Origin of the sequence: Salinimonas chungwhensis DSM 16280 (assembly GCF_000378185.1) — a bacterium.
Classification (GTDB): domain Bacteria; phylum Pseudomonadota; class Gammaproteobacteria; order Enterobacterales; family Alteromonadaceae; genus Alteromonas; species Alteromonas chungwhensis.
This window is the reverse complement of sequence record NZ_KB899376.1, coordinates 229632-254446: the sequence shown is the minus strand read 5'-3', so window position 1 is coordinate 254446 and position 24815 is coordinate 229632. Positions and strand designations below refer to the sequence as shown.

Genomic DNA, 24815 nt, shown 5'->3' with positions numbered 1-24815 from the left:
GAAAGTAATGAGAATTATCGATGTTGCAGTGAAACGGCCCGTGGCCATTGCGATGTTTACAGCAGCGGTATTGCTTTTTGGTATGGTTTCGCTTAGTCGGTTATCCGTGAACCTGCTGCCAGAACTGTCCTACCCTACCCTGACCATCCGCACCGACTATACCGGTGCTGCGCCTGGCGAAGTGGAGCAACTGGTTTCAAAGCCCATTGAAGAATCTGTCGGTATCGTCAAAGGAGTACGCGAAGTTACATCGGTATCCAGGCCCGGCCAGGCAGACGTTATACTTCAATTTGCCTGGGGCACGGATATGGATATGGCCAGTCTGGAAGTCAGGGAAAAGCTGGATATATTGATGTTGCCACTGGACGTGGAAAAATCCCGGTTACTGCGGTTCGATCCTACCACTGAACCCGTGCTTCGCTACGGCTTAAGTTTTGCAGATACCACCAGTCACACCTTCGAGAGTATGAAACAGCTGCGTTTCTATGCTGAAGAGCAACTTAAGCGAAAGCTGGAAGCTGTCGAAGGCGTGGCATCTGTACGCGTCGGTGGAGGTCTGGAAAATCAAATACAGATTCTGATAGATCAACAGAAAGCGAACCGGCTCAATGTGGGCATCGAACAGGTAATTGAACGGCTTGAGCAGGAAAATATTAACGCCGCCGGCGGTAAAGTGAACCAGGGCGGCCAGGCATTTTTAGTCAGAACACTCAATGAGTTTGCTACGCTGGATGACATACGCAATCTTTATATTAGCCAAAACGAACAACGCAGTATCCAACTCAAAGACATTGCGATGGTCGAAAGCGCCTACAAAGACCGTAATGCAATCACCCGCTTTAATAACACTGAAGGCGCCGAAATCGCAATTTACAAAGAAGGCGATGCGAATGCTGTTCAGGTAGCTCAGCGGGTTAAGCAGGCGATTAATCTATCAGACTCACCGGTCCCCTCTTACTATTCACTGGATTTGTTTTATGATCAAAGTGAATTTATTAATCTGGCGATTAGCGAAGTTAAGTCAGCCGCCTGGCTGGGTGGCTTATTAGCAATGTTTGTGCTTTATCTGTTTTTGCGCAATATCTGGACCACACTGATTGTTTCCATCTCCATTCCGGTATCAGTCATTGCCACTTTTAATCTTATGTACGCTAATGATATCAGTCTGAACATCATGAGTTTGGGCGGCATCGCCCTGGCGGTAGGGCTGTTGGTCGACAACAGTATTGTGGTATTGGAAAATATTCACCGCAAACGTCGCAACGGTGTGTCCCACGCGACATCAGCCATTACAGGAACCCGTGAAGTCAGTAGTGCCATCATTGCATCAACGCTAACCACGCTGGCGGTGTTTGTTCCTCTTATATTTGTTGAAGGTATTGCCGGTCAACTGTTTAGCGATCAGGCAATGACTGTGTCTTTTGCATTGCTGGCATCGTTGCTCGTGTCACTAACACTTATCCCTACCCTGGCTGGACGGCAGGCAATATCTCAATCCAGCCCAGAGCCGCTAGCGCAATGTCAGAAGGATGTGCTAGCGCAGAATAAAAAAACGTCGTCTCGCTATTTACGCCTGTTACTGTTGCCATTCTCAGTATTATCGAAGTTGTTCTTTCATTGGTTGCCAGCGGCCCTGGTAACAGTAGTGCTGCTAATCTGGCATGTGCTTAGCCGTTGTTTATCATTGTTGTTTGCGCCGCTTTTGCGTGGGTTTCATTCAGGATTTGCTTATTTAGAGCAAGGCTACCAGACAATACTTTGTCATGCCCTTAAGACCCGACTACTGGTGGTGTCACTGGCGCTCATTGTAGCTGTGGGGGCTGTTCCTTTGGTCAGACAGCTAGGCGTTGCACTTATTCCGACCATGACACAGGGGGAGTTTACTGTAGAGGTTACGCTCGCCGCGGGTACCAAAGCTGAGCAAACCGACAGGTTACTGGGCGAACTGGCTGCTAAGGCAGCTGAATATGCTTCCGTGGCCAGGACCTACTCGCTGGCAGGCACAGGCAGCCTGGTCAGTGCTTCGGCCAGTCAAAGTGGTGATCACTGGGGCCGATTGAATGTTGTTATGAAACCGGATTATCCAGCGTCAGCCACTGAACAGGTCCAGTCTGGGTTGCGATCTTTTCTGGCCCGGCAGGCAGGCGTCCAAAGCCAGTTCTCCGTTCCAAGCCTGTTTACCTTTGATGCTCCTATCCAAATTGAACTGCAGGGATACAACCTGGAGCAACTCTATTTGCATAGCCAGACGATTGTCAGCCGGCTACAGGACAATGCCCGTTTTGCCGATGTCACCACCACCCTTAACCAGGGGAACCCGGAACTCAAAATCCGCTTTGATCACAATAAACTGGCTGCAATTGGGTTATCTGCTCGTCAGGTCTCAGACCGGGTAGCTGCACAGATTGGCGGTAAGGTGGCGACTCAGTTCAGTGTTCAGGACAAGAAAGTTGATGTGTTAGTCAGAACAGTAGACCAACAGCGCAACAATGCTCAGGCAGTGAAGCAGATTATTGTCAATCCGCAAAGTTCACAGCCGGTGCCGCTGGCCGCCGTAGCGGATGTCTACATGAGTCGAGGCCCAAGCGAAATCACTCGTATAGGGCAGCAACGGGTGGTCGTTATTGCCGCCAATCTGGCGTACGGCGATCTTGCTGATGGCGTGCAGGTCGCTCGGGCTATCATTGATGATGCAAATCTGCCCCTGACGATATCCGCCGACATTGCCGGTCAGAACGAAGAAATGCAACAAAGTTTTCGTTCTCTGCAGTTTGCTCTGGCGCTGGCGGTATTTATGGTTTATCTGGTGATGGCGTCGCAGTTTGAAAGTTTACTGCACCCGCTGTTAATCCTGTTTGCAGTGCCGCTGGCGGGCGCCGGTTCTGTGTATGGTTTGTGGCTTACTGGCACCCAACTAAGCGTAGTGGTATTCATCGGGCTTATCATGCTATGTGGTATAGCAGTGAATAACGCCATCGTGCTGGTCGATCGCATTAATCAGTTGCGTGAGCAGGGCATGCAAAAAAATGCGGCAATTATCGAGGCAGGCACGACTCGCTTGCGGCCGATTATAATGACCACTCTTACCACTGTGCTTGGTTTGTTACCTATGGCAGTCGGGATCGGTGAAGGCGCTGAGGTACGCACGCCTATGGCGGTCACGGTTATCTTCGGACTCCTGTTTTGCTCGCTGATTACATTATTGCTGTTACCGGTGCTGTATGCGTTGTTCGACAGAAAACATTTTACCCAGGACAGCCATGCAACAGGAGAAACCACTTATGGATAAGCAAGCGACGTTCGCAGCCGGGTTAGCGCGGTTTGCTCTGACCCATCCGGTTACGGTTTGCATGGTATTTTTCTCCATGCTTGTGTTCGGCATAATTGCCAGCCGTATGTTGCCGCTGGAAAAATTTCCGGGTATCGATATCCCTCAGATGGTAATTAACGTTCCCTATGGCGATGCTACGCCAGCAGAAATTGAGCGAATGATCACCCGCCCTGTAGAAGAAGCTGTTGCTACGTTGTCGGGCATTAAACGTATTCAGTCGCGCTCCTACGACAACCGGGCGGAAATTTTTGTTGAGTTTAACTGGGATGAAAATATAAAAGCGAAAAGTATTGAAGCCAGGGAAAAAATAGATGGTATCCGTCATTTGTTGCCCGATGATGTAGAGCGCATTCTGGTCTTTAAATTCAACACTAACGATATGCCTATTTTCCAACTCAGGGTGTCCAGTGAAAGAGATCTGTCGAATGCCTATGATTTGCTGGACCGCAATTTAAAACGTGCCATGGAACGCGTCCCCGGGATCGCTAGGGTCGAATTGTACGGGGTGATGAAAAAACAAATAAATATTCGTCTTAATCCCCAACGAATGGCCGCTTTACATGTCAGCCCGGCGGATATCACGCAGCAATTACAGCAGGCAAATTTTGCGATGTCAGCCGGCCAAATTGATAATGGTAGCGAGCAAATTCGCGTCACTCCGCAGGGTCAGTTTGAGGATATCCGCGATTTTAACAATATGCCGGTAAAGCAGGGCATTACTTTATCTGATGTGGCTAACGTGACCTTTGAGCAACCTGAGGCGCAGGAAGGTCGACACCTGGATCGCACTTATGCGGTGGGCTTTAACGTCTACCGCGAATCCGGCAGTAATCTTGTTAATGTCTCTGCAGCTGTTCTCAAAGTCATTGAGCAAGCCAAAAAAGATCCCGCTTTTGATGGTATTAGTCTGTTTGTAATGGACGATGTAGCCGACAGTGTCACTACGTCTCTGGCGGACTTACTGTGGGCAGGCATTATTGGCGCGATATTGTCTGTTGCTGTGCTGTATGTCTTTTTACGGCAACTCAGTACAACTCTTATCGTGGTTCTGTCAGTGCCTGTATCACTTTGTATAACGCTGGGCGTGATGTATCTGGCTGGTTATTCGCTCAACGTACTTTCACTTATGGGGTTGATGCTGGCGGTTGGCATGCTGGTGGACAACGCTGTGGTCATTACCGAAAGTATTTTCAACGAACGACAACACACCAGTAACCGGCGTCAGGCCACCCTGGCCGGAATCAATAAAGTCAGTCTGGCAGTTATTGCCGGTACCGCCACCACAGCCATCGTCTTTTTACCTAATATCATTGGCGTCAAAATTGATGTTACCGTGTTTCTCGAGCATGTAGCTATTGCGATTTGCATATCACTTTTTGCCTCGCTCCTCATTGCTCAGACGCTAATCCCGCTGCTTGCCGAAAAAATCAAAACACCAGAGAATATTACTCAGCATAATAACGCCGCCTATCAGAGGCTATATAAACGCGTGCTTCAATGGGTGATTAGCCATCGCAAAATAAGTGCTGTTGCCGCTCTACTGATTTTGTTCTCCGCTGCGATCCCACTGCAAAGTATCAGCGCCGACAGTCAGGGGAATGACGACCCCAAACGGGTATGGCTTAGCTATCACTTTACTCAGGGATACAACATGGAGGAAGTGGAGACAAGCGTAAATAAAATGGAAGCATTTTTATACGCTAATCAGGATAAGTTTCACATCGAGCAGGTTTATAGCTGGTTTACGGCGGGCGAGGCAGTTTCGGGTATAACGTTAAAAGATGATTTGCCCATTCCTATAGCCCGGTGGAAAGAGATGGTGAAAGACGCCATGCCTGAATTTGCCAGGGCCCGCCCTTCCTTCAACTGGCGTAGTGATAATGGCGGCGGTGTGCAAATCACACTGACAGGCGATGCTACCAGTCGATTAATCGCACTGGGTGATAGCCTCGTTATGCCGCTTTCTGCCATAGATGGTCTGGAAGATGTAAAGCTGGATGTGGGTAATCAACAGCAGGAGGTTCAGATTCATATTGACCGTGAAAAGGCATTCCGGCTCGGCCTGGATGCTCAATCAGTGGCGCAGCTTATTGCCACCGCTTTACGTGGTGTAAATCTGCGCACATTCCGTCACAGTGACGCTGGCGAAGTCGATGTGGCCCTGATGTATTCGTTACAGACACAAACTTCATTAGCTCAGTTAAACAATATTCAGCTAACGCGAACTGAAGGTAAACCTATCACACTGGCCAGCGTTGCAACCGTCACTCGCAAACCTCAGTTATCTGAAATCCAACGCATTAACCGTCAAACAGCATTGATGATCAGGGCCAATCTGAATGATAGCCTTACACTTGAACAGGCCAGAGAAAAAATAACCGGGGTCATGCAAACCCAGACGTTTCCGGATGGCTATAGCTGGTCATTAGACGGTGCTTTTCAAAATATGGATGAAGCCGGCGCGGTCATGCAGGTGAATATGTTGCTTGCTGTCTGTATGATTTATATTGTGATGGCTGCGTTATTTGAATCGCTGTTGTTGCCGACAGCCGTTATTGGTTCACTGCTTTATTCCTTCACTGGCGTTTTCTGGACATTGCTGCTCACCGGCACCTCGATGTCAGTGATGGCGATGATTGGTATGCTTATTCTAATGGGGATTGTCGTAAACAATGGGATTGTTCTGGTCGACAGAATAAATCAACTTACAGAACACGGTTTGTCATTAACGCAAGCGGTACTGGAGGGCTGTCAATCCAGGGTTAGACCGGTGCTAATGACGGTGGCAACTACTGTGCTGGGACTCGTTCCGCTGGCCGTGGGTACAACACGAATCGGCGGAGATGGCCCGGCTTACGCACCAATGGCAATTGCTATTATCGGTGGTCTTTTGTTTTCTACGTTAACCAGCCTGTTTCTTGTCCCTCTATCTTATATACAGCTTATCAGATTACGCCAAGGCACTGGTTCAATTATTAACGCGGCCCAATATCGCGTCCGTCGCTGGACCAGACAAGCCACCTGAGCGACTGGCGGGGGTAGCCTTCGCTACCCCGCTTTACTGCGCCATAGTTAAGCATTAACGTTGTGCGGTAAGAAAACTTTTCACCTGCCGAGCTTCACGCTCATCAGAAAACTCCAGTAAGTTACTGCCATTGCATTTTAGGCCATCTTCTGCAGTGATTCGACGCACTACGGCGCGATCATTGGCGGCTACATTCCCGATGCTGCGCTGGATGCTAGAACGCAATATCCGAATGTCATCAAGTACAACTGCCTTGCAGAAACCGGAGAAAGCGGTGTCACCCTCAAATTTTATAACAGTTTCTTTTTCATGTGCCATTGCTGGCTGGCTTAGTGATAGCAAACCTGCGGTTAATAGAAGTGTTTTGGTCAGTAATTTTTTCATTGTCTTTCCTGTCATATGATTTTCGGTTTTAAGATGTGCAACACGTTTTCTAAAACGCCCTATATTTATGCACTAAATGAAATAAAATTACTGTTTTAATGTTGTATGAGTATCGTAAATATAGCGTAAAAACCGCAATTTACATCTCATTAAAATAAACAAGTCGCTGTTTATAAAGACTTTTTGTTTTTTCTTGATACGAAAAATGAGGGAAGCTATAACTAATCGATATTAAAATGAAAGCTACAAATGACGGTTAAATGCCATCCATTCTGTAACTTTACTACATCTTTACACTTTATTCGGTTTGTCGAAGAAAATTCATCGGGCTTATTCAAAAATTTGGGCAGTAATTCAACAAAAAACTTCCCGTAAAGCCAAGGCCACTTAGTCTACATGTAACCCGGACATTTATGCGCTCAGCAGGGCTTACTCATAATTTCGCGGCTTCTTAGTTTCAATGGTATCGATATAAGCATGCCAGGTGGCATAGCCCAATAATGGCATGAGAATCAGAAATCCGAGAAATGCCGTGGCGAACCCCAACAGCACAGAAACAAAAACAATCCCAGCCCAAAATAACATTGGCAATTTGTTAAGCCATACAGCATTGATACTGGTGAGCAACGCTGTGGCCAAGTCGACTTTTCGCTCCATCAAAATTGGCTGCGTAAAGGCGGATATAAAAAGTAATACTAACGAAAAAACGACACCTACCAGGGTACCCAGAATTAAAAATGGCCACAGGTCAGACAACGTTTCATCCAGATACGGTGGGTAAAGGGCGTGTATTAACGAAGCCACACGCAGCCAGAAAATCATCATGATGACAAGCACCACACCAAACCCCCACCCGTTTACCGCGTTGCGTTTCATTGCCCGCAGCGAATGTGACATAGTGGGCTTATGACCTTTTTGCAACTCCCAGCTTACATCATACATGCCAGCAGCCAGAAAGGGGCCGATAAGCATAAAGCACACCATGGCAGGCATGATAATCAAATGCCAGCCGGTCATATTCACAAGTAAGGTGATAAGCCAGGGGATGATGGCAAATATCACACCGTACACAGCGGTGTGAAGGGGAGCCCGTTTCATATCACCCATAGCCAGGGCCAGCCATTTAACCGGGTCTTGCAGCGTCAGCGATTTACAGGGAATGACGCGGGCAATGCCGCTGTCAGTAATCGCGTTATGGGGCGTTTCTTTAAAAGAGTGTGACATATAAGGCCTCATTGTAATCCAAATTACGGGCCGTAGCGCCACCTCCCGAACCACCTGTGGCAAAAGGCCCCTACTAATTAAGATAGATCAGCGTGTCAATTTAACAATGTTAAAATAGTACTTAATAGCCACTGTTGTTGATTGAATACCAGGTGTTCCGTTATCTACAGTCAGTCATCAGTCTATTCAATACAATAAGCGTGTTTAGCGATATGGCATACATATCAAGTCAGTCTGCCAATATTGTGAGGCATGTAAATGCGAGCGAATATTGTACATATGCCTGGGTTTACTATTCGCCAGACGCATTACAGGAGACTGTCAAACAATGGGTCACTGGATCGTAAACAGCACCCTGAATCCACAGGTTTATGCCTCTCATGCCTGATTTTAATCTCATTAACTGTTACCCATGCGTGCATATCCTGGAGGACATCCTGAAGATAAATATTGCGCCCAGTACCCGATTGGGCCGGTTAATTATTTGCTGTATCCTGATTGAGCGTTAAAAACAGGAGAAAATGGTTATTTTTGTCCGATTAACAGAAAATAACGCTTCGCATCCCAGAGAGCTTTACGCTACTCTGAAAAACTATGAACTAATAAAGCCAGGGGACTATGAAATCAGTAGCTCGCTCCCACAAACTTGATAGTGTTTGTTATGATATCCGCGGTCCGATTGCCGCTCAGGCCCGAAAAATGGAGGATGAAGGTCATCGTATTCTCAAATTGAATATAGGTAACCCAGCACCATTTGGTTTTGAGGCACCGGACGATATTCTTAAAGACGTTATTTACAACCTGCCAACCTCCCAGGGTTACTCTGACTCCACGGGAATTTACGCGGCGCGCGTTGCGGTGATGCAGTATTATCAGCAAATGGCAGTGCGCGACCTACAAGTCAGTGATGTATTCATAGGTAATGGTGTCAGCGAGCTCATTATGATGGCGATGCAGGCGCTGCTAAATACTGGCGATGAAGTCCTGCTACCAGCGCCGGATTACCCGTTGTGGACGGCAGCCGTCAGCTTATCCTCTGGTACGCCGGTACATTACTGTTGTGATGAGCAGGCCGACTGGTTTCCCGACATCGATGATATAAAAAGCAAAATCACCGCCCGTACCCGCGCCATTGTACTGATTAACCCTAATAATCCGACCGGCGCTGTTTACAGTGAAGCATTGTTAAAGGAAGTCATTGAACTGGCTCGAGAACATAATCTTGTTATATATTCTGATGAAATTTATGACAAGATCCTCTACGACGGCACCAGGCACACCTGTATAGCCTCGCTGGCCGACGATGTGTTTATGGTCACATTGAGCGGATTATCTAAAAATTACCGGGTAGCAGGCTTTCGCGCAGGCTGGCTGGTGGTCAGCGGCAACAAGCGGGTCGCCGCCGATTACATTGAAGGCCTCAATATACTGTCGTCTATGCGAATGTGCGCTAATGTTCCCTGCCAGACGGCGATTCAAACCGCTCTGGGTGGCTATCAGAGCATCAACGAGTTGGTTGCAGAAGGCGGCCGCTTGCGCGCTCAGCGTGATATTTCCTGGCAAATGCTTAACGATATCGAGGGTATTCACTGTGTAAAACCTAAAGGGGCGATGTATTGTTTTGCCCGGGTAGACCAGAAACGGTTTAATATCAGCAATGATGAACAAATGATTTACGATTTACTTAGCAGTGAAAAAGTATTGTTAGTTCATGGCAGGGCTTTCAACCTGAATCAGGGCGTGTATTTCCGGCTGGTCTTTTTACCTCACACTGACGTGCTAAAACCTGCGCTTACCCGTATAGGTAACTTTTTCGATAATTACCGGCAGGTTTAAGCTATGTCTGATAGGAGCCATTTTTTCGCGCATCTTGCGCGAATGAAACTAATAAATCGCTGGCCGCTGATGCACAATGTGCGCAATGAAAATGTGCAGGAACACAGTTTACAGGTGGCCATGGTAGCGCATGCTCTGGCGCTGATAAAAAACCGTTTTTTCGACGGGAAATTAAATCCGGAACGCATCGCCACCATGGCGATGTTTCACGATGTTTCTGAGGTATTAACAGGCGATTTGCCCACGCCGGTAAAGTATTACAATGCCACTATTGCCGCCGAATACAAAAAAATTGAGAAGATTGCCGAAAGCAAGCTGATTGACATGGCGCCTGAAGCATTGCGGGATGATTACGCCATGCTGATAGACAGTCGCACGCACAGCGAGGAAGATGCCTTCATTGTTAAGGCTGCTGATGTTTTGTGCGCTTATCTTAAAACTCTGGAAGAGCTCAATGCCGGTAACCGTGAGTTTACTCTAGCGAAAAATCGTCTGGATAAATTACTGGCAGCTTATCAGTCCCCGGAAGTGGATTATTTTATTTCGCGCTATGTGCCCAGTTTTTCGCTGAGTCTTGATGAAATAACCCAGGACGAATTTGACGCATCCAGCCAAACTCATCGTGATAATATCGGGAAAAATGATGTGTAGCACTCATTGGACGCAACCGTGGCAGGAGCGACGTTTACCGCGGGTGCAAATGCGCGACGGTGATCATCGTAGTAGCTATCAGCGCGATAAAGCGCGCGTTCTGCACTCAGCTGCATTCAGACGACTGCAGGCAAAGACACAGGTGTTGGGCGTTGGTCTGAGTGACTTCTACCGGACCCGATTAACTCACTCGCTGGAGGCGGCACAGATTGGGACGGGAATTACCGCCCAGTTAGAGGCCAAATACCCGGCGCTTTCCAGACATCTGATGCTGGATTCCAGCCTCATTGAAACGCTGTGCCTGGCCCACGATATCGGTCACCCGCCGTTCGGCCATGGCGGCGAAATCGCTCTGCATTTCATGATGCATGAACATGGTGGTTTTGAAGGGAACGGGCAAACATTCCGTATTGTCACTCAGCTTGAACCCTACACTGCACAGCATGGAATGAACCTGGCGCGTCGCAGCATACTGGGGCTGATAAAATACCCCAACTTTATTGATAATCTTACAAATCCGGCCTGTCATGGTCAGATAAACACGTCGCTACGCCAGATAAAAGCTTCTGACTGGCATCCGCCCAAAGGCCTGTTTAACTGCGATAAGATCTTATTTGAGTGGCTTGTCTCACCGTTTGAACAACAAGACATTGAGCAGTTTATGATGTTTGATGTCTTTGACGATAAACATGCAAAAACCCGTCACAAATCTTTTGACTGCACCATCATGGAGCTGGCAGACGATATAGCTTACGGTATTCATGATCTGGAGGATGCTATCGTCATGAGTATGGTTGACAGAGACCAGTTTGAAAATGACATTGTGTTACCGCTGCAAACTATGGAAGTGCCATGGTTATCACAAAATATTCAGGAACTTGCAAGCCGGTTGTTCAGTCAGCATCACCATGAGCGGAAAAACGCCATCGGCGCGCTGGTAAACTGCTTTATTACCGCCATAACCATTGAGCAATTGCCCCAATTTTCTCATCCGTTGCTGGCTTATCAGGCTAGCTTGCCACACAATTATGAAAAGGCGCTGGCGCTCTTTAAAGTCTTTGTGTATGAACAGGTTATTCGACAATCGGATGTTCAGATCCTGGAATACAAAGGCCAGCAAATGGTGATGGCGTTATTTGAGGCTTTTAGCAGCGACCCGGAACGCCTGTTACCTGAAAACACTCGCCAGCGTTGGCGTCAGGCAGAAGCAAAAAACTATGGGCAGCGAATTATTGCAGATTACATCTCGGGTATGACAGATGAATTTGCCACCCGCTTGTACAGTTCACTATTCCTACCTAAACACAGTTAAATAATGAAGTTTTATTCATAAGGAAAGAAAATCGCACTTTTGCAGGTCTTATTCGTAAACAAGTAGAAGATGTCTGTGTGTGAGTGACGGCTATTCCGGTAACACAGGCTGTATTTGATACTGAATGACGGATAGGTCCTATCATGCCAAAACGATTTTCTCCCTCTGTAAAACTCACCGAAAATGAGGTTACTGACGAATCAGTTTATCGCCAGCGTCGAACTCTGCTCAAGAGTATGGGCTTTTTAGGGGCCAGCACCCTGTTATCCAGTAAGGCCTCGGCGTTTGGCTGGTTTGACGATGATGATGAAAAGAAAATTCAGCGTGAGGCTTTAGATTTTTCGCCCGCCGGCAAATACAGTACTGCGGCGAAAAAGACCCCTTACGATAAGGTATCCGGTTATAACAACTTTTATGAGTTCGGCACCGGTAAAGATGATCCGGCTGAATATGCGCATAATATGGAGACCGATCCCTGGTCGCTTAAAATTGATGGGATGGTGGAAAAACCGTTTACCCTGGATCATGCCAGTCTTACCTCAAAATTTCCCTTGCAAGAACGTATTTACCGGTTACGTTGCGTGGAAGCCTGGTCTATGGTGATACCCTGGGTAGGCTTCGAGCTGGGCGCGTTGATTCGCCAGGCTCGCCCCCTATCATCTGCACGCTATGTAGCATTCCAAACACTGTATGCGCCCGAACAGATGCGTGGTCAAAACAGTCGGTTCATTGGTGGAGGCGTCGATTATCCTTATGTAGAGGGATTACGTTTGGATGAAGCGATGCATCCGCTCACGTTGATGGCTGTCGGCCTCTATGGCAAGACACTGCCGCCGCAAAACGGCGCCCCGATCAGGCTGGTGGTGCCCTGGAAATATGGGTTCAAGAGTATTAAATCCATCGTCCGCATAACGCTGACAGACAAAGAGCCGCCTACAACCTGGAATAAACTGGCACCGAATGAATACGGCTTCTATGCAAACGTTAATCCCAACGTCGACCATCCACGGTGGAGTCAGGCCAGCGAACGCCGGATCGCCGGCGGAGGTCTGTTATCACGCAACAGAATCGATACAGAACTCTTTAATGGCTATGAGGAAGTTGCCTCACTTTACAAAGACATGGATTTGAAAAAGTATTATTAAGTATGGCATTTCGACTGTTTAAAAAACCAGCCCGTTTGACTAAAGCGCAATTGTTGACAGGCAAATCGATGGTGCATATTTTGGTTTTGGGCGCGCTTGTATGGCAGTTTGTGATGGGGTTTACGGATAACCTTGGCGCAGATCCGGTTCAGGCTTTGCTCAACTTCACTGGCCTTCACGCTATTCACATTTTATTGCTAACATTATGTCTGTCACCTTTAGCCCAACTTACCCCGTGTGGCGATTTCATTCGCTACCGGAGAATGCTAGGTGTCTATACCTTTATCTATGCATTAGCACATTTTGCCACCTACATTCTATTTGAACTACAACTCGACTGGCCACTTATTGGAAGTGAACTGATCGAGCGTCCGTACATCAGCGTCGGGTTTGTAGCATTGTTACTCTTACTGGCCATGGCCGTCACGTCGTTTGACAGGCTGAGAAAAAAAATGGGCCGCCGCTGGCAGTCTCTTCACAACACCGTCTATCTGGCTATCTTGCTGGCTTTGCTTCACTACAGCTGGTCACAAAAAACCGTACTTGCAGACCCCCTGCTATACTGGTTTGCAGCATTTGTTATCCTGCTTCCCAGAATGAAGCGTTGGTACCAATCACTGCAGCGTAAAAGTGACGGCAAAAAAAAACATAAAACGACAGCGACACGGACAACCTGACTAGTGCGAGCCGACCGCACTCAAGGGTTTCATTGTTTTCTGCCTTTACAATATATTAACCCGTAAACCAATGATTTCACAAAGGTTATACACAATACTCCAATACATGGCGTGATGCCGGTGTTACCATGTTGTCTTTGTACAGGCAGCGTATTTTCAGCGTACGATAAAAGCTTTTTTTTAGTACTTATATTGCGCCCACTGTCCCATCCCTTTCAGATATTGGTTTACAAGCATGACAAAGCCCCAACATAATGACACCGCTGGACACCAGATCCGTGACGGCGAATCCTCGTTAAAGGTAGTCACATTTTGGCTGGCTTTTGGCACATTCGTGCTTGGGTGTAGCGAATTTGCAGCCATGGGGTTGCTGCCATATTTTGCCGAAGATTTTAATATCAGTGAAAAGACAGCCGGCTACGCAATCAGCGCCTATGCACTGGGTGTGGTTGTCGGTGCGCCGGTAATCACGATGTTCTTTTCCCACCTGGCTCGTCGCACAATGCTCATCGCGATGATGATTTTTTATACCGGTGGCAACTTGCTTACTGCGCTGGCGTGGTCTGAATGGATGATGAATATCGCCCGGTTTATCGCGGGTTTACCTCATGGCGCTTATTTTGGTATCGCTATGCTTTTTGCGGCAGACATTGCCGGTAAAAATCGTCGGGCAAGAGCTGTCAGTAATGTCATACTGGGGTTAACCGTGGCGACCATTATCGGGGTACCTGGTATCAGTGCTATTGGACAGACCCTGGGCTGGCGTACCGGATTCTTTATGATTGCGGCATTATCACTACTTACCGCTCTCATGGTGTGGAAAAAAGCGCCCTATCGAGGGCCCGATCCTAACGCCAACCCTCGCACCGAATTATCAGCCCTGAAAAACAAAGATGTCTTGCTGGTGCTTTTGATGGGTGCTATCGGGTTTGGTGGAATGTTTTCAGTCTATTCATACTTCAGTACAACCTATTTGCAGACCACTTCGGCACCAGAATGGGGTATTGCTGTTGTCTTGTTTATCTACGGTATCGGTACCACGCTGGGTAATTTGATCGCAGGTCGAATCGCAGAAGGCCGTTTACTGCGCACAGCGCTTGGATTTCAGGTATTACTGGGAATCTCCGCGGCAGCTTACGCCATGTCTGTTGGCAATGTTATTTCAATGGCGACAGCGCTGTTTTTTATGGGCATGGGTGGCGGTATGGTAGTGCCATTACAAACCCGTCTTATGGATGTTGCAGGCAACGCACAAACGCTTGCTGGCGCAATGAACCATGCCGCGTTTAATTCTGCCAATGCCCTGGGTCCCTGGTTAGCGGGTATGACGCTGGCTGCAGGATATGGCTATGCCAGCACCGGCTGGGTAGGTGTGGCCCTCGCTGTCGGTGGCATTTTCATCTGGTGTCTGATTGTGATGGCAAACGACAAACGTCAACTAAGCCAGGCACCTTCGTAGCGCAACCTTTACTTGAGTCTAAAGCTTCTTCAACGTTCTATCTTGAAGTCTAATTGTACAAACAAGGGCTCAGATTCTACCGCTTCGCCGTTTACAAATTTTGGCGCGTAGCGCCATTTTTCCAATGCTTTTTGTGCCTCGTTGCCAAATGCGCTGCCGCCCTTTGTATCTGTGACTTCAACATTTCGCACAAACCCTTCCCGATCCACTGTAAATGACAGTGTTGCACTTCCGTCACGGCCACCACGGGCAGCTCCGCTCGGATATTCCGGGTGAACCCGATAAAGTGGTTCAGGCTCTTGCTCAGCGCGCCATGGTTTCATTCGTCCGATTGCACGGCAGTGTTCAGTGGCCTTATCAGATTGCCCCTTATCCTCATAAAGCGCGACAAGTCTTGCATGTGCCCCTAGTTCATAAGGATGCGTATAAGTAAGGTGCTGGTCAAAAATATCCGCCACCTGATTAAAATAAGTAATGGCATCATCTTTCTCCCGGCCATTGCTTAGTGCAACCGCCAACATATATTTTGATTCTAAAACCCTGACATCTGCTTCCCCCCACTCTTCTTCACTATATTGGGCTGCATCTTTGAACAGTCTTCGCAGTGATGATGGTGACACGCGCAGGGGTGATGATGACTCCACCACCGCCTTTGCCGCCTCTACGTGAGCAAAGGCACGTTCCGCCGAGGTTTTATAGTCGACATCGTCAATATGTAGAACAAGCAGACGCCCTAATCTGGCAGATAGCTTATTACGTCCGTCGGTCTGGAAATGCATCTCTGCCAGAGTGTGCATGATATCGGCATACGCCATCAGTGTTGTGACGCTGCTATCGCCATATATGGATTCATATTCATCAGCCACAGCTTCAAAATGGGTAACTGCCTGTGCATCCTTTCCCGCCACTGCCAGCACATTAGCGTATGAAAAATGAAGCTTGGCCGCAGACTCACTGTTTGGCCCAAAATTATCTCTTCCCAGTTGCCAGGCTTTTTCGGCAAGCCGAATACTTTCAGGCAGGTTTTGCGCTTTATAGGCATTTTGAAAAGCGCGATAAGTCTCATCAAAAGAATCTGAAAAAACACTGCCGGAGGCCACCAGCGCCCCGAGTAATAAAGGTAATGAAATTTTTGAGGTAAGGGCCATACGAGCAATCTCCTTTTGCCTGTGTTTATTTATTCACAGTAGCGAAGCTTCTTGCTATAAACAAGCTGTAATTTTTTTTATATTACCTCTGGTTGGCTGAGAAATTTATCCGCCAAGATAGCCTGGAAGAAAACCGTAAGCAGAGCATGCATTTAGTTTACCTCACCGCTTTAAAACAGCTGATGTTAATAGGTGGTCCCGGTTTTGACAGTCCATCCAGAAAAAAATGGTTTGCCTCACGCCCTGTTACCGACGGCTACTGTCTGCCGGTAACGCAAGCGCGATGATAGCGAAGACAGCCAGAATATTAGATAACCAGTAAATCCATAAACTTATGAACCGGAAAGGCCTCTAAATCGCTTTGTGACCGACAAAGATTAAGAATTTGCTCACAGCGATCTTTGGGAAACCGCGTGGCCAGATTAGCCCGGAACTTTTCTTCCAGTACCGGTATTCCTTCCTGCCTTCTGCGGCGGTGACCAATGGGATATTCAACTTCGACTTTTTCGGTTGACGTTCCATCTTTAAAAAAGATTTGCAGCGCATTTGCAATGGAGCGTTTATCGGGATCATGGTAATCCCTGCTGTAACGGGCATCCTCCTGGACGTCCATTTTTTCCCGTAGCACATCAATCATAGGGTGTGCTGCATGAAAGTCATCTTCATAATGCTCTGCTGATAACTTACCGAAGATAAGGGGGACCGCAGTCATATATTGCAGACAATGATCACGATCGGCCGGATTTGCCAGCGTCCCGTGCTTGGAGATTATGCGGATAGCTGAATCATGGGTAGTCAATGCAATACGATCGATGTCATCCAGCCTGTCCTTTATCTCCGGGTAGAGCGTTACTGCCGCTTCGCACATGGTCTGGGCGTGAAATTCAGCAGGAAAACTAAGCTTGAACAGGATATTTTCCATGACATAGGTGCCGTAATCCCGCTGGAATGTAAATTCGCGCTCATGTTCAGGTTTCAATGCTAAATCTTTGTTAGTCTGACTAAAAGCCACATCGTAAAAGCCCCACTGTGAAGCAGTGAGAACACTGGGAATGCCCATTTCGCCACGCATAGCGATATCCGCCAGACGCACTCCCCGAGAGGTGGCATCGCCCGCCGCCCAGGATTTACGCGATCCGGCATTCGGCGCGTGCCGGTAAGTACGCAATGCAGATCCATCAACCCAGGCATGGGAAATACCCGCCATAATTTGTTCACGGCTGCCGCCCATCATGTGGGTCACCACGGCCACCGTCGCTACACGGACCAGAAGTACATGACACAGCCCAACCCGGTTAAAGCTGTTTTCCAGCGCGATCACACCTTGAATCTCATGCGCTTTGACCATCGCTTTAAGCACATCAGCCATAGTAAGGGGAGATTCATTGCGGGCGATACGCTGCTGACTGATGAAGTCGGCCATCGCCAGAATTCCGCCAAGATTATCCGAAGGATGCCCCCACTCTGCAGCCAACCAGGTGTCGTTGAAATCCAGCCATCTTATAATACACCCGATATCCCAGGCTGCTTTGACCGGATCAAGCGCAAATTGTGTACCCGGGACCCGCGCCCCATTGGGGACCTGGGTTCCTGAGACCATCGGGCCTAAATGTTTGGTACATTCAGGAAAGCGCAGCGCCAGCAGGCCACATCCCAGTGTATCCATTAGACAGTTGCGGGCGGTATCCATGGCTTCTTCCGACTGGATATCGAAATTTATTACATAATCTGCAATAGTCTGAATAACCTCGTCGTATTCGGGTCGATTGCTCAATTCTCCCTGTGTACTCATCAGCTTTTTCCTCTTGTTACCAGTTGGAGCGCCGACTACAGTAAACCAGACGGCATGTGCTGTTTTTGTACGCAGATTATGAGATATAGATGTCGAAGACTACACGCAAAGGTGTAAAGAAAATCATGCAAATTCGACAGCACGCGTACATGCACGGCCGGACGCCTTGGCACTGTATAGCTGAGCGTCACAGGCGCTAATGATAGCGTCAATATCGTTAATCTTATCCACCTGAATAATGCCAGCTGAAAATGTCACATTAAATCGTACCGGGATAGATTTCCAGGAATCACAGGTTCTGAGTGACTGTCGAATATCACCTAACAGACTTGCTGCTTCAGCTTTATCAATATTATGAAGATACAGCAGGAATTCTTCGCCACCGTAGCGACACAGTAGATCTGTTTTTCGAATACGGGTCTGGATGATACGACTGACTTTGCTGAGCACTTCATCTCCCACAACGTGGCCATAATTGTCATTAACCTGTTTAAAGTGGTCCAGGTCAATAAGTACTACACACGCTTTAGCATTATCATAGGTTGATTTTGTCAGTGCGCTGTAGAAAGCTCTTCGCGTCAGAGCACCCGTGAGCGAGTCCGTATCTGCCAGACGTGCAGTACGACGCTGACGCTGCCAGAACCACATCGCCACCACGGCAAGTAGCGCAGCCAGCAGGCCGGCGACAATGACCCGTAGACGTTCCGTTTCTAAACGCAGTGCCTGTTCCGCTTTCTCGGCCTCTGTAACTCGTAAATGAGCAAACTCAATATCTTTACTTAGCGGATCGCTACTATCACTGTTTGACACGCCATAGCTCTCTGTATTGTAAGCAACCATGGTACGGTCGTACATCTCATAATGATGTAATGCTTTTGCATGCTCACCCCGAAGTTCATACACTCTGCGTAAATTGTAGTGATTCAACAGATCGATCTGCTTGGGATAAAAGGATGCCTCAAGTTGCTGGTCAATGATGGCTTTATAAGCGGCGACGGCTGCTTCAAACTCTTGTTCTGTGCCTTCGATTGCCATCGCTACAGCGTGAAATATTGCCGGTAACATTTGCCAGGCCTCCGGCAGGCTCGCGGCGTCCGTCTCAGCGCCTGCTGTAGCCAACTGGTAAATGCGCGCCCTGTCTCCTTCCTGCTGACGATGCGTAAAAACACTTAACATATACGCGTTAGCGATCACTCGCTGGACGGGATCATCACTGCTTTGAGCATAAAACCTGGCTTCTTCAGCCATGCTCAAAGCCTCGTCATACCGTGCCATGCGGTTGAGGGCAAAAATCGCATCGCCAAAATATTCGGTGCGCAACATTCCACGTGATCGGGCGCCGGCAATATCCTGGCGTGCATGATAAAGAACCCGACTCTGGATATTAAACTCTTTATAAAACTGTGCCAGCCAGGTGTGCGCATGATCAGGGTCTAACTGCGTTTCCATTCGGCGCTCCTGGTCAAAATCAGACAAGTGCGGCAATGCGTACTCGATTTCAGTCTTTGCTTTAAATGGGTCAGTTTCTGACAACTCATTGGCCAGCCACATGCTCACGGTGGCCACTGCTTGTTTATCGCCAACTTCAAGCATTTCAGTTTTCAGTGCCTGTAATTCGGGGACGGATTGTTCAAGACGTTTGGTGCTACCGTCATAGTCAATCATTGCTTTTAAGAATATATAATAGGCTCGGTTTGCGGCGTAGCGATGGGCATCTAAACTACGCAGATAGTTCCAGTGTTCTGGCTGGATGGTTTGCACAGGCTGCCCGGGCAGCGTTGCCGGAGCATTATCAAACCCCTGATGACTCAAAGCGAGAATATGTTTCATAACAATACCTAAAGGCGTATTGTCATCGTGGATATCTGCCTGGCTGAGCATCTGCTCTATCTGCTCATTCGTCGGGGCTATAGGGCTGTCCCAGCTATAAATTACGGCATGAGCAAGATTGCTGTAGCGTTGGAATTTTTCATTCTGTGATTCCTGCGCATTTACAGCAAAGGCAGAAAGCACAGTGAGCGACATAGCGTACAATGTCATTAACGTTGCGCGCAGAACAGGCACAAATTGTCGCATCTGAGTTAACTCCTTTAACTTCACAACATTACCGCTGGTAGAATTCTATTGCATTGTAGGAGTATAAAACTAAAGTGCTACGCAAAACATCCCTGTTTAACCATATTTAATATTTCTTTTTATGTCTACTATAACGACTCATGGCGGCAGTTAGGTGGCGCCAGACAGCGTTAATACAACGTTAATTTCTCATGTGCGGTTTACATACCTGGCTAACCTGACGGGCGTCGAAGATTTCAATCCAGTAACCATCAGGATCCCTGATAAATGCAATCCCCTTCATTGCGCCATCATCGGGCCGTTTCTGGAAAGGAATGTCCAGACTTTCAAAACGCTGACAAGCTGCTGACAGATCAGGCACGTGAAAACCAATATGGCCAAACCCTTTGGGTTCACTGTTGCCGTTATGATAGTCAGCCGTTTCAGGTGTATCCCCCCAATTATGAGTTAATTCAAGTATGGCGGGCCGGCTGAAGGTCTGCGCGGTGCGCTCGCTGTCATCCTTACTTATATCTGAAAAATCCTCACCTGCGGCGAGAAAATACAGGCTGAACTGCATGTCGTTAAAATCCAGCTTTTTCAACAAAGTCATGCCCATCACCCGTGTGTAAAAATCCAGTGAGCGCGCAGGGTCAGCAATACGTAGCATCGTTTGGTTAAACACATAGCCGTCTGTAGCGGTGTCTTTTTGCTCACACAGTCCGGTGGCGGTTTCAAAGTGTCGACTCATGGATTGTCCTCTTTTCTTGTCTAAAATTGATGATTAATGCTACACAGCGCTCAAGAGTGAAAACTATATGTACCAAAATACTGTGTTTCACTGTCAATTTTCTTCATCAGCTTGCTGTCTGTTATCGATTAAATCAAAAGGTTTCCAACTTGTCACAGATGAACATTCCCGCCCCATTAGCTTCTGAATAAACTTTCAACCGCTAGCTGGAACAGATATTGCGACAACAGAGGGAAGATACCGGCCGCAGCCGTGTTATTAACGCGCTGAAGTTGTTAATCATGTAAATATGCATGAGTTTGATTACAAAAATGTAAGGATTACTTATGAAATATACGCGCTTTCTTGCAATGATCGCAGTATCTACTATTGCAATGTTTATCATGATGTACCTCAACACTTACGCTCTTTCCCACATTTGGTTCAGTGAAACCCGCACCTACATGGCACTTTACATGGGCGCTGGGATGGCAGTCATCATGCTGGCGTTTATGCTGGGAATGTATACAGATAAACGTATCAATATTTTGATTTTTGGCAGCGCTGTGGTGCTTTTCGCGCTATGTCTTTATCTGCTTCGCTCGCAAATGACCATATCGGACTCAGCGTATATGAAAGCAATGATTCCTCATCATTCCATTGCTATTTTAACCAGCGAGCGCAGCGATATCGACGATCCACGGGTGCGTGAATTGGCTAATGATATTATTAAAGCCCAGCGCAAAGAAATAAAAGAGATGGAGTGGTTGATCGAAGATATACAACAAAATGGCAAGGCGACCACACCAGAAGAAGCAAGTGCGCGGCCAATACCTGATTTTAAAGGTCAACTAAAGCCAGGAGAGAATTATGAGTAAACCTGCTGTTTTATATCGTATGTCCACCCCCGACCACAAATGCCCTTTCGGCTTGCGTTCCAAAGACCTGCTTGAAAGAAAGGGTTATAAGGTTGAGGATCACACTCTGACTTCCAGGGAGGAAATTGATAAATTTAAAGAAAAACACAATGTAGAGACCACTCCTCAGACTTTCATTGATGACGAGCGTATCGGAGGTTATGAGGAGCTCAGGAAGTTTTTCAATAAAGGCCCGGCCGGACAAACCGGTACTACCTACACGCCCGTGATAACTATATTTTCAGTCGCCGCATTGATGATGCTTGCCTGGCAATGGGCCGTTGGTGACAACGTGTTCGCCATTCGTTCACTGATGCTGTTCATCGCCTTTTCAATGATTATGCTGGCGGTGCAAAAACTCAAAGATCTTTATTCGTTCACTAACTCTTTTATTACCTATGATCTGCTGGCCATGAAATGGCTTCGTTATGGTTATATATATCCCTTTGTGGAAGCTTATGCAGGTATAGGTATGCTTGCACAGCTGCCTGCCCTCATGGTAGCGCCTTTTTCCCTGTTTATCGGTACGGTAGGTGCTATTTCAGTATTCAAAGCAGTATATATAGATAAACGAGAGCTTAAGTGCGCGTGTGTTGGTGGTGACAGTAACGTTCCCCTGGGGTTTGTTTCCTTGTCGGAAAATCTGTTTATGATTGCTGGCGGGCTGATTATGCTTTTATATTAAGCCGCTAATTTAACCGAAACCGTTTACGAGTATGCAAAATTTGCTATTATGCATACTCGTCACAGAGGTTCACATGGTCACTATCTTAATCCGATTTTGTTTAATTCTTATGTTAGGAGCACTCTCTGGGCAAGCTCTTGCAATGAATATGACGGATGATAATGCTCCCTGCTCTTCCCACGCCGATGTGGCAGACAGGCTTTCGCAGTCACCTCAGCCTGCTAGGGTATCCGCTCACAGCGATATTGATCTGCATTCTGCTGATACCGTGCACACTACCTGTTGCAAGCAGGATTGCCAGTGCCCCGCCGGGACCTGTGCAGCCTTTACACTACTGCACAGTATTTCTGAATTGAAACGTCTTCCCACCCAGCGTAAGGCAAATACAATCGCACGGTTCATGCTGCCTTCGCTTTCTGTAAGTACCCTATTTCGCCCACCCATCGTTGCCTGACCCAGGATAGATCCGTTCTTTTTTCAGGTATTTGACCTGATATAAGCGAGGTTTGTGCGGACGCAATATCTATGTGTTCTTTACGCTTACTTTTTTCGGTACTGAGGTTGGTATGGCTAACTATAGTGTTTTATTGAATCTTATTTTTTTAACAACATCGGCATGGGCAGGGCCTGCTCAGGTCCCTTCGAATATACAACTGCAAGTTTTTAAATCAGCCTCCTGCGGCTGTTGCAAAAGCTGGATAAAGCATCTTGAGGCGGTAACAGAAGGTACTGACGAACATTCCCACTCCCTGTGGCAAATAACAGCACAGAATGTCAGTGATATGGCGCGTATCAAGCAGACGCATAACATTTCGTCTGAATATCAGTCCTGTCATACGGCGGTCACCCCATCAGGATATGTTTTTGAGGGTCATGTTCCCGCCAAATTTATGCAGCGATTTTTGAACAATCCACCTGCCAATGCGATCGGGCTGGCTGTGCCGGGTATGCCAGTAGGTTCTCCGGGAATGGAGCATGGGGAACATTTTCAGCCTTACACTATACAAGTATTGTTAAAAGACGGCTCCCATCGCCCCTATGCGTCAGTTAGTCAGCCTGGGGAGCAATTCTGATGACGGCAATCTCACGGACAAAAACCGTCGGTTTGTTGTGCAGCTTATTAACCAGCTTGCTTTGCCCTGCTACGGCACAGGAAACAACACCGCTGTCACTGGATAACGCGGTGGTCGAAGCACTAGCAAATGACCCCTGGCTGCAAAGTAACAGGCTGCAACAGAATGCCACTGAATCCCGCAGTATCGCCGCTGATGCACTGCCTGATCCAACATTGACCTTTGCTATGATGAATTTACCGGTAGATTCCTTTAGCCCGGGCCAGGAAAATATGACCCAGGCTCAGGTGGGATTATCGCAGGCATTCCCCCGTGGCGACTCACGCCTGCTGAACAGGCAGAAGCTTGCTATTCAGGCGGCCATGGGTCCACACGAACGTGCAAACCGGCGAGCGATCATAGAGCGCGAGGTTACGCTACTTTGGCTGGATGCCTATCAGGCGCAAGCAACTCATCGTTTACTGCTGCGTAATCAGAGCTTATTTGAGAAAATGCGTGAAATTGCCCAATCAATGTATACAAGTGCAGCGGGCGGCGCCCTTCAACAGGACATTGTACGTGCTGAACTTGCGCTGATGCGGTATGACGACCGGATAACGGTACAGGCTCAGAAAATGGATGCCGCTCTGGCTGCTTTGGGTGAGTGGCTCGTCGGTTACGATAAAGATACCCTGCGGCTTTCTGGTGCTGCGATAAAAATATCAACCAGAAAGCTGACTCATACCCTTCCGACGCTACAGGCGAACACCTCAGTTTCCCTGCCGGTGCTCGCCAATAATACTGAGATGCTCGTAAATTATCTTATGATGCATCCTACTGTACAGGCCATCGAATTGGCTTATCAGGCCAGTCAAAAGGACGTGGCGCTGGCTAAACAACAATACAAACCACAATGGAAAGTCAGTGCCAGCTATGGCTGGCGAGATGATACACCCGCAGGCACTAACCGTGCTGACCTAGCCTCTGTAGGGCTCAGTGTAGACTTGCCTCTCTTTTCCCGGCACCGACAAGACCATAACCTGGACGCGTCAATCTATGCCTCCGAGGCGGTTAAAACCCGTAAACTACTTACGCTGAAGTCGCTTATGGCTGGCTTCCAAAATCAGGTCGTGCAGTTGCAACATATCAGCCAGCGCCAGAATCTGTATACCGATAATATTCTTGAGCAAGCGGATATGCAGGCTGAAACGGCCATGACTGCTTACACCAATGATAACGGTGATTTTGCCGAGGTGGTACAGGCTCAAATCGACAAGCTTGAAGCGGAAATAACGGCATTATCTATTCAGGTAGAAAAACAAAAACAACTCGCACGGCTCAACTATTTTCTGGTTCAGTCCGAGCCCGTTCGTTCAACCCGCCGGGACTAAT

18 protein-coding genes are annotated in these 24815 nt (G+C 47.7%); 12 read left to right on the top strand and 6 right to left on the bottom strand.

From position 1 onward, the window contains the following. Positions 1-7 precede the first annotated feature (7 nt). Positions 8-3289: an efflux RND transporter permease subunit gene (locus tag F458_RS0101180; RefSeq protein WP_018981539.1), complete on the top strand. Its 3282-nt coding sequence runs from the start codon at positions 8-10 to the stop codon at positions 3287-3289. Continuing rightward, entirely contained in the window at positions 3282-6356 is a 3075-nt protein-coding gene (locus tag F458_RS0101175; RefSeq protein ID WP_018981538.1) for an efflux RND transporter permease subunit, read from the top strand. The genes F458_RS0101180 and F458_RS0101175 overlap by 8 nt, the downstream gene beginning before the upstream one ends. Positions 6357-6410: 54 nt before the next feature. Here the strand turns inward: F458_RS0101175 and F458_RS0101170 are convergent, their stop codons facing one another. Continuing rightward, positions 6411-6740 (bottom strand): hypothetical protein, encoded by a 330-nt coding sequence (locus F458_RS0101170; RefSeq protein ID WP_018981537.1) that lies wholly within the window; start codon positions 6738-6740, stop codon positions 6411-6413. 429 nt (positions 6741-7169) lie between these two features. Then, entirely contained in the window at positions 7170-7964 is a 795-nt protein-coding gene (locus tag F458_RS0101165) for a DUF2189 domain-containing protein (protein WP_018981536.1), read from the bottom strand. Between the two features lie 618 nt (positions 7965-8582). Between F458_RS0101165 and F458_RS0101160 the strand changes: the two genes are divergently transcribed. From F458_RS0101160 to F458_RS0101135, 6 genes are all read left to right on the top strand, one after another. Continuing rightward, positions 8583-9800: a pyridoxal phosphate-dependent aminotransferase gene (locus tag F458_RS0101160; protein ID WP_018981535.1), complete on the top strand. Its 1218-nt coding sequence runs from the start codon at positions 8583-8585 to the stop codon at positions 9798-9800. Between the two features lie 3 nt (positions 9801-9803). Continuing rightward, complete coding sequence (yfbR, locus tag F458_RS18855) at positions 9804-10451, top strand: 5'-deoxynucleotidase (RefSeq protein WP_051084980.1); 648 nt, start codon at positions 9804-9806, stop codon at positions 10449-10451. Beyond that, positions 10444-11763 (top strand): anti-phage deoxyguanosine triphosphatase, encoded by a 1320-nt coding sequence (locus F458_RS0101150; RefSeq protein ID WP_026294398.1) that lies wholly within the window; start codon positions 10444-10446, stop codon positions 11761-11763. Before yfbR ends, F458_RS0101150 begins: the two co-directional genes overlap by 8 nt. 143 nt (positions 11764-11906) lie before the next feature. Beyond that, a complete protein-coding gene (gene msrP / locus F458_RS0101145) occupies positions 11907-12908 on the top strand; it encodes a protein-methionine-sulfoxide reductase catalytic subunit MsrP (RefSeq protein WP_018981532.1) in 1002 nt (333 codons plus the stop codon). A 2-nt stretch (positions 12909-12910) separates the two neighbouring features. After that, positions 12911-13585: a protein-methionine-sulfoxide reductase heme-binding subunit MsrQ gene (locus tag F458_RS0101140; protein ID WP_018981531.1), complete on the top strand. Its 675-nt coding sequence runs from the start codon at positions 12911-12913 to the stop codon at positions 13583-13585. 235 nt (positions 13586-13820) lie between these two features. Further along, on the top strand, positions 13821-15044 hold the full coding sequence (locus tag F458_RS0101135; protein WP_018981530.1) for an MFS transporter: 1224 nt from the start codon (positions 13821-13823) through the stop codon (positions 15042-15044). Between the two features lie 29 nt (positions 15045-15073). Here F458_RS0101135 and F458_RS20000 read toward each other — a convergent pair whose 3' ends face one another. The 4 genes from F458_RS20000 to gloA form a co-directional block, all read right to left on the bottom strand. After that, positions 15074-16192 (bottom strand): energy transducer TonB, encoded by a 1119-nt coding sequence (locus F458_RS20000; protein WP_018981529.1) that lies wholly within the window; start codon positions 16190-16192, stop codon positions 15074-15076. Between the two features lie 307 nt (positions 16193-16499). Then, on the bottom strand, positions 16500-17984 hold the full coding sequence (locus F458_RS0101120) for a bifunctional 2-methylcitrate dehydratase/aconitate hydratase (RefSeq protein ID WP_018981527.1): 1485 nt from the start codon (positions 17982-17984) through the stop codon (positions 16500-16502). 123 nt (positions 17985-18107) lie between these two features. Beyond that, positions 18108-20060, bottom strand: coding sequence for a GGDEF domain-containing protein (locus F458_RS19995; protein ID WP_018981526.1), 1953 nt, complete (start codon positions 20058-20060; stop codon positions 18108-18110). 181 nt (positions 20061-20241) lie between these two features. Further along, entirely contained in the window at positions 20242-20790 is a 549-nt protein-coding gene (gloA, locus tag F458_RS0101110; RefSeq protein WP_018981525.1) for a lactoylglutathione lyase, read from the bottom strand. A gap of 326 nt (positions 20791-21116) precedes the next feature. Between gloA and F458_RS0101105 the strand changes: the two genes are divergently transcribed. The 4 genes from F458_RS0101105 (at position 21117) to F458_RS18840 (ending at position 24814) form a co-directional block, all read left to right on the top strand. Then, complete coding sequence (locus F458_RS0101105) at positions 21117-21647, top strand: DUF305 domain-containing protein (protein ID WP_018981524.1); 531 nt, start codon at positions 21117-21119, stop codon at positions 21645-21647. After that, entirely contained in the window at positions 21640-22371 is a 732-nt protein-coding gene (locus tag F458_RS0101100) for a MauE/DoxX family redox-associated membrane protein (RefSeq protein WP_018981523.1), read from the top strand. The genes F458_RS0101105 and F458_RS0101100 overlap by 8 nt, the downstream gene beginning before the upstream one ends. Before the next feature lie 566 nt (positions 22372-22937). Next, on the top strand, positions 22938-23444 hold the full coding sequence (locus tag F458_RS0101090) for a DUF411 domain-containing protein (RefSeq protein WP_040610048.1): 507 nt from the start codon (positions 22938-22940) through the stop codon (positions 23442-23444). Further along, on the top strand, positions 23444-24814 hold the full coding sequence (locus tag F458_RS18840) for a TolC family protein (RefSeq protein ID WP_018981520.1): 1371 nt from the start codon (positions 23444-23446) through the stop codon (positions 24812-24814). Before F458_RS0101090 ends, F458_RS18840 begins: the two co-directional genes overlap by 1 nt. Position 24815: the final 1 nt, after the last annotated feature.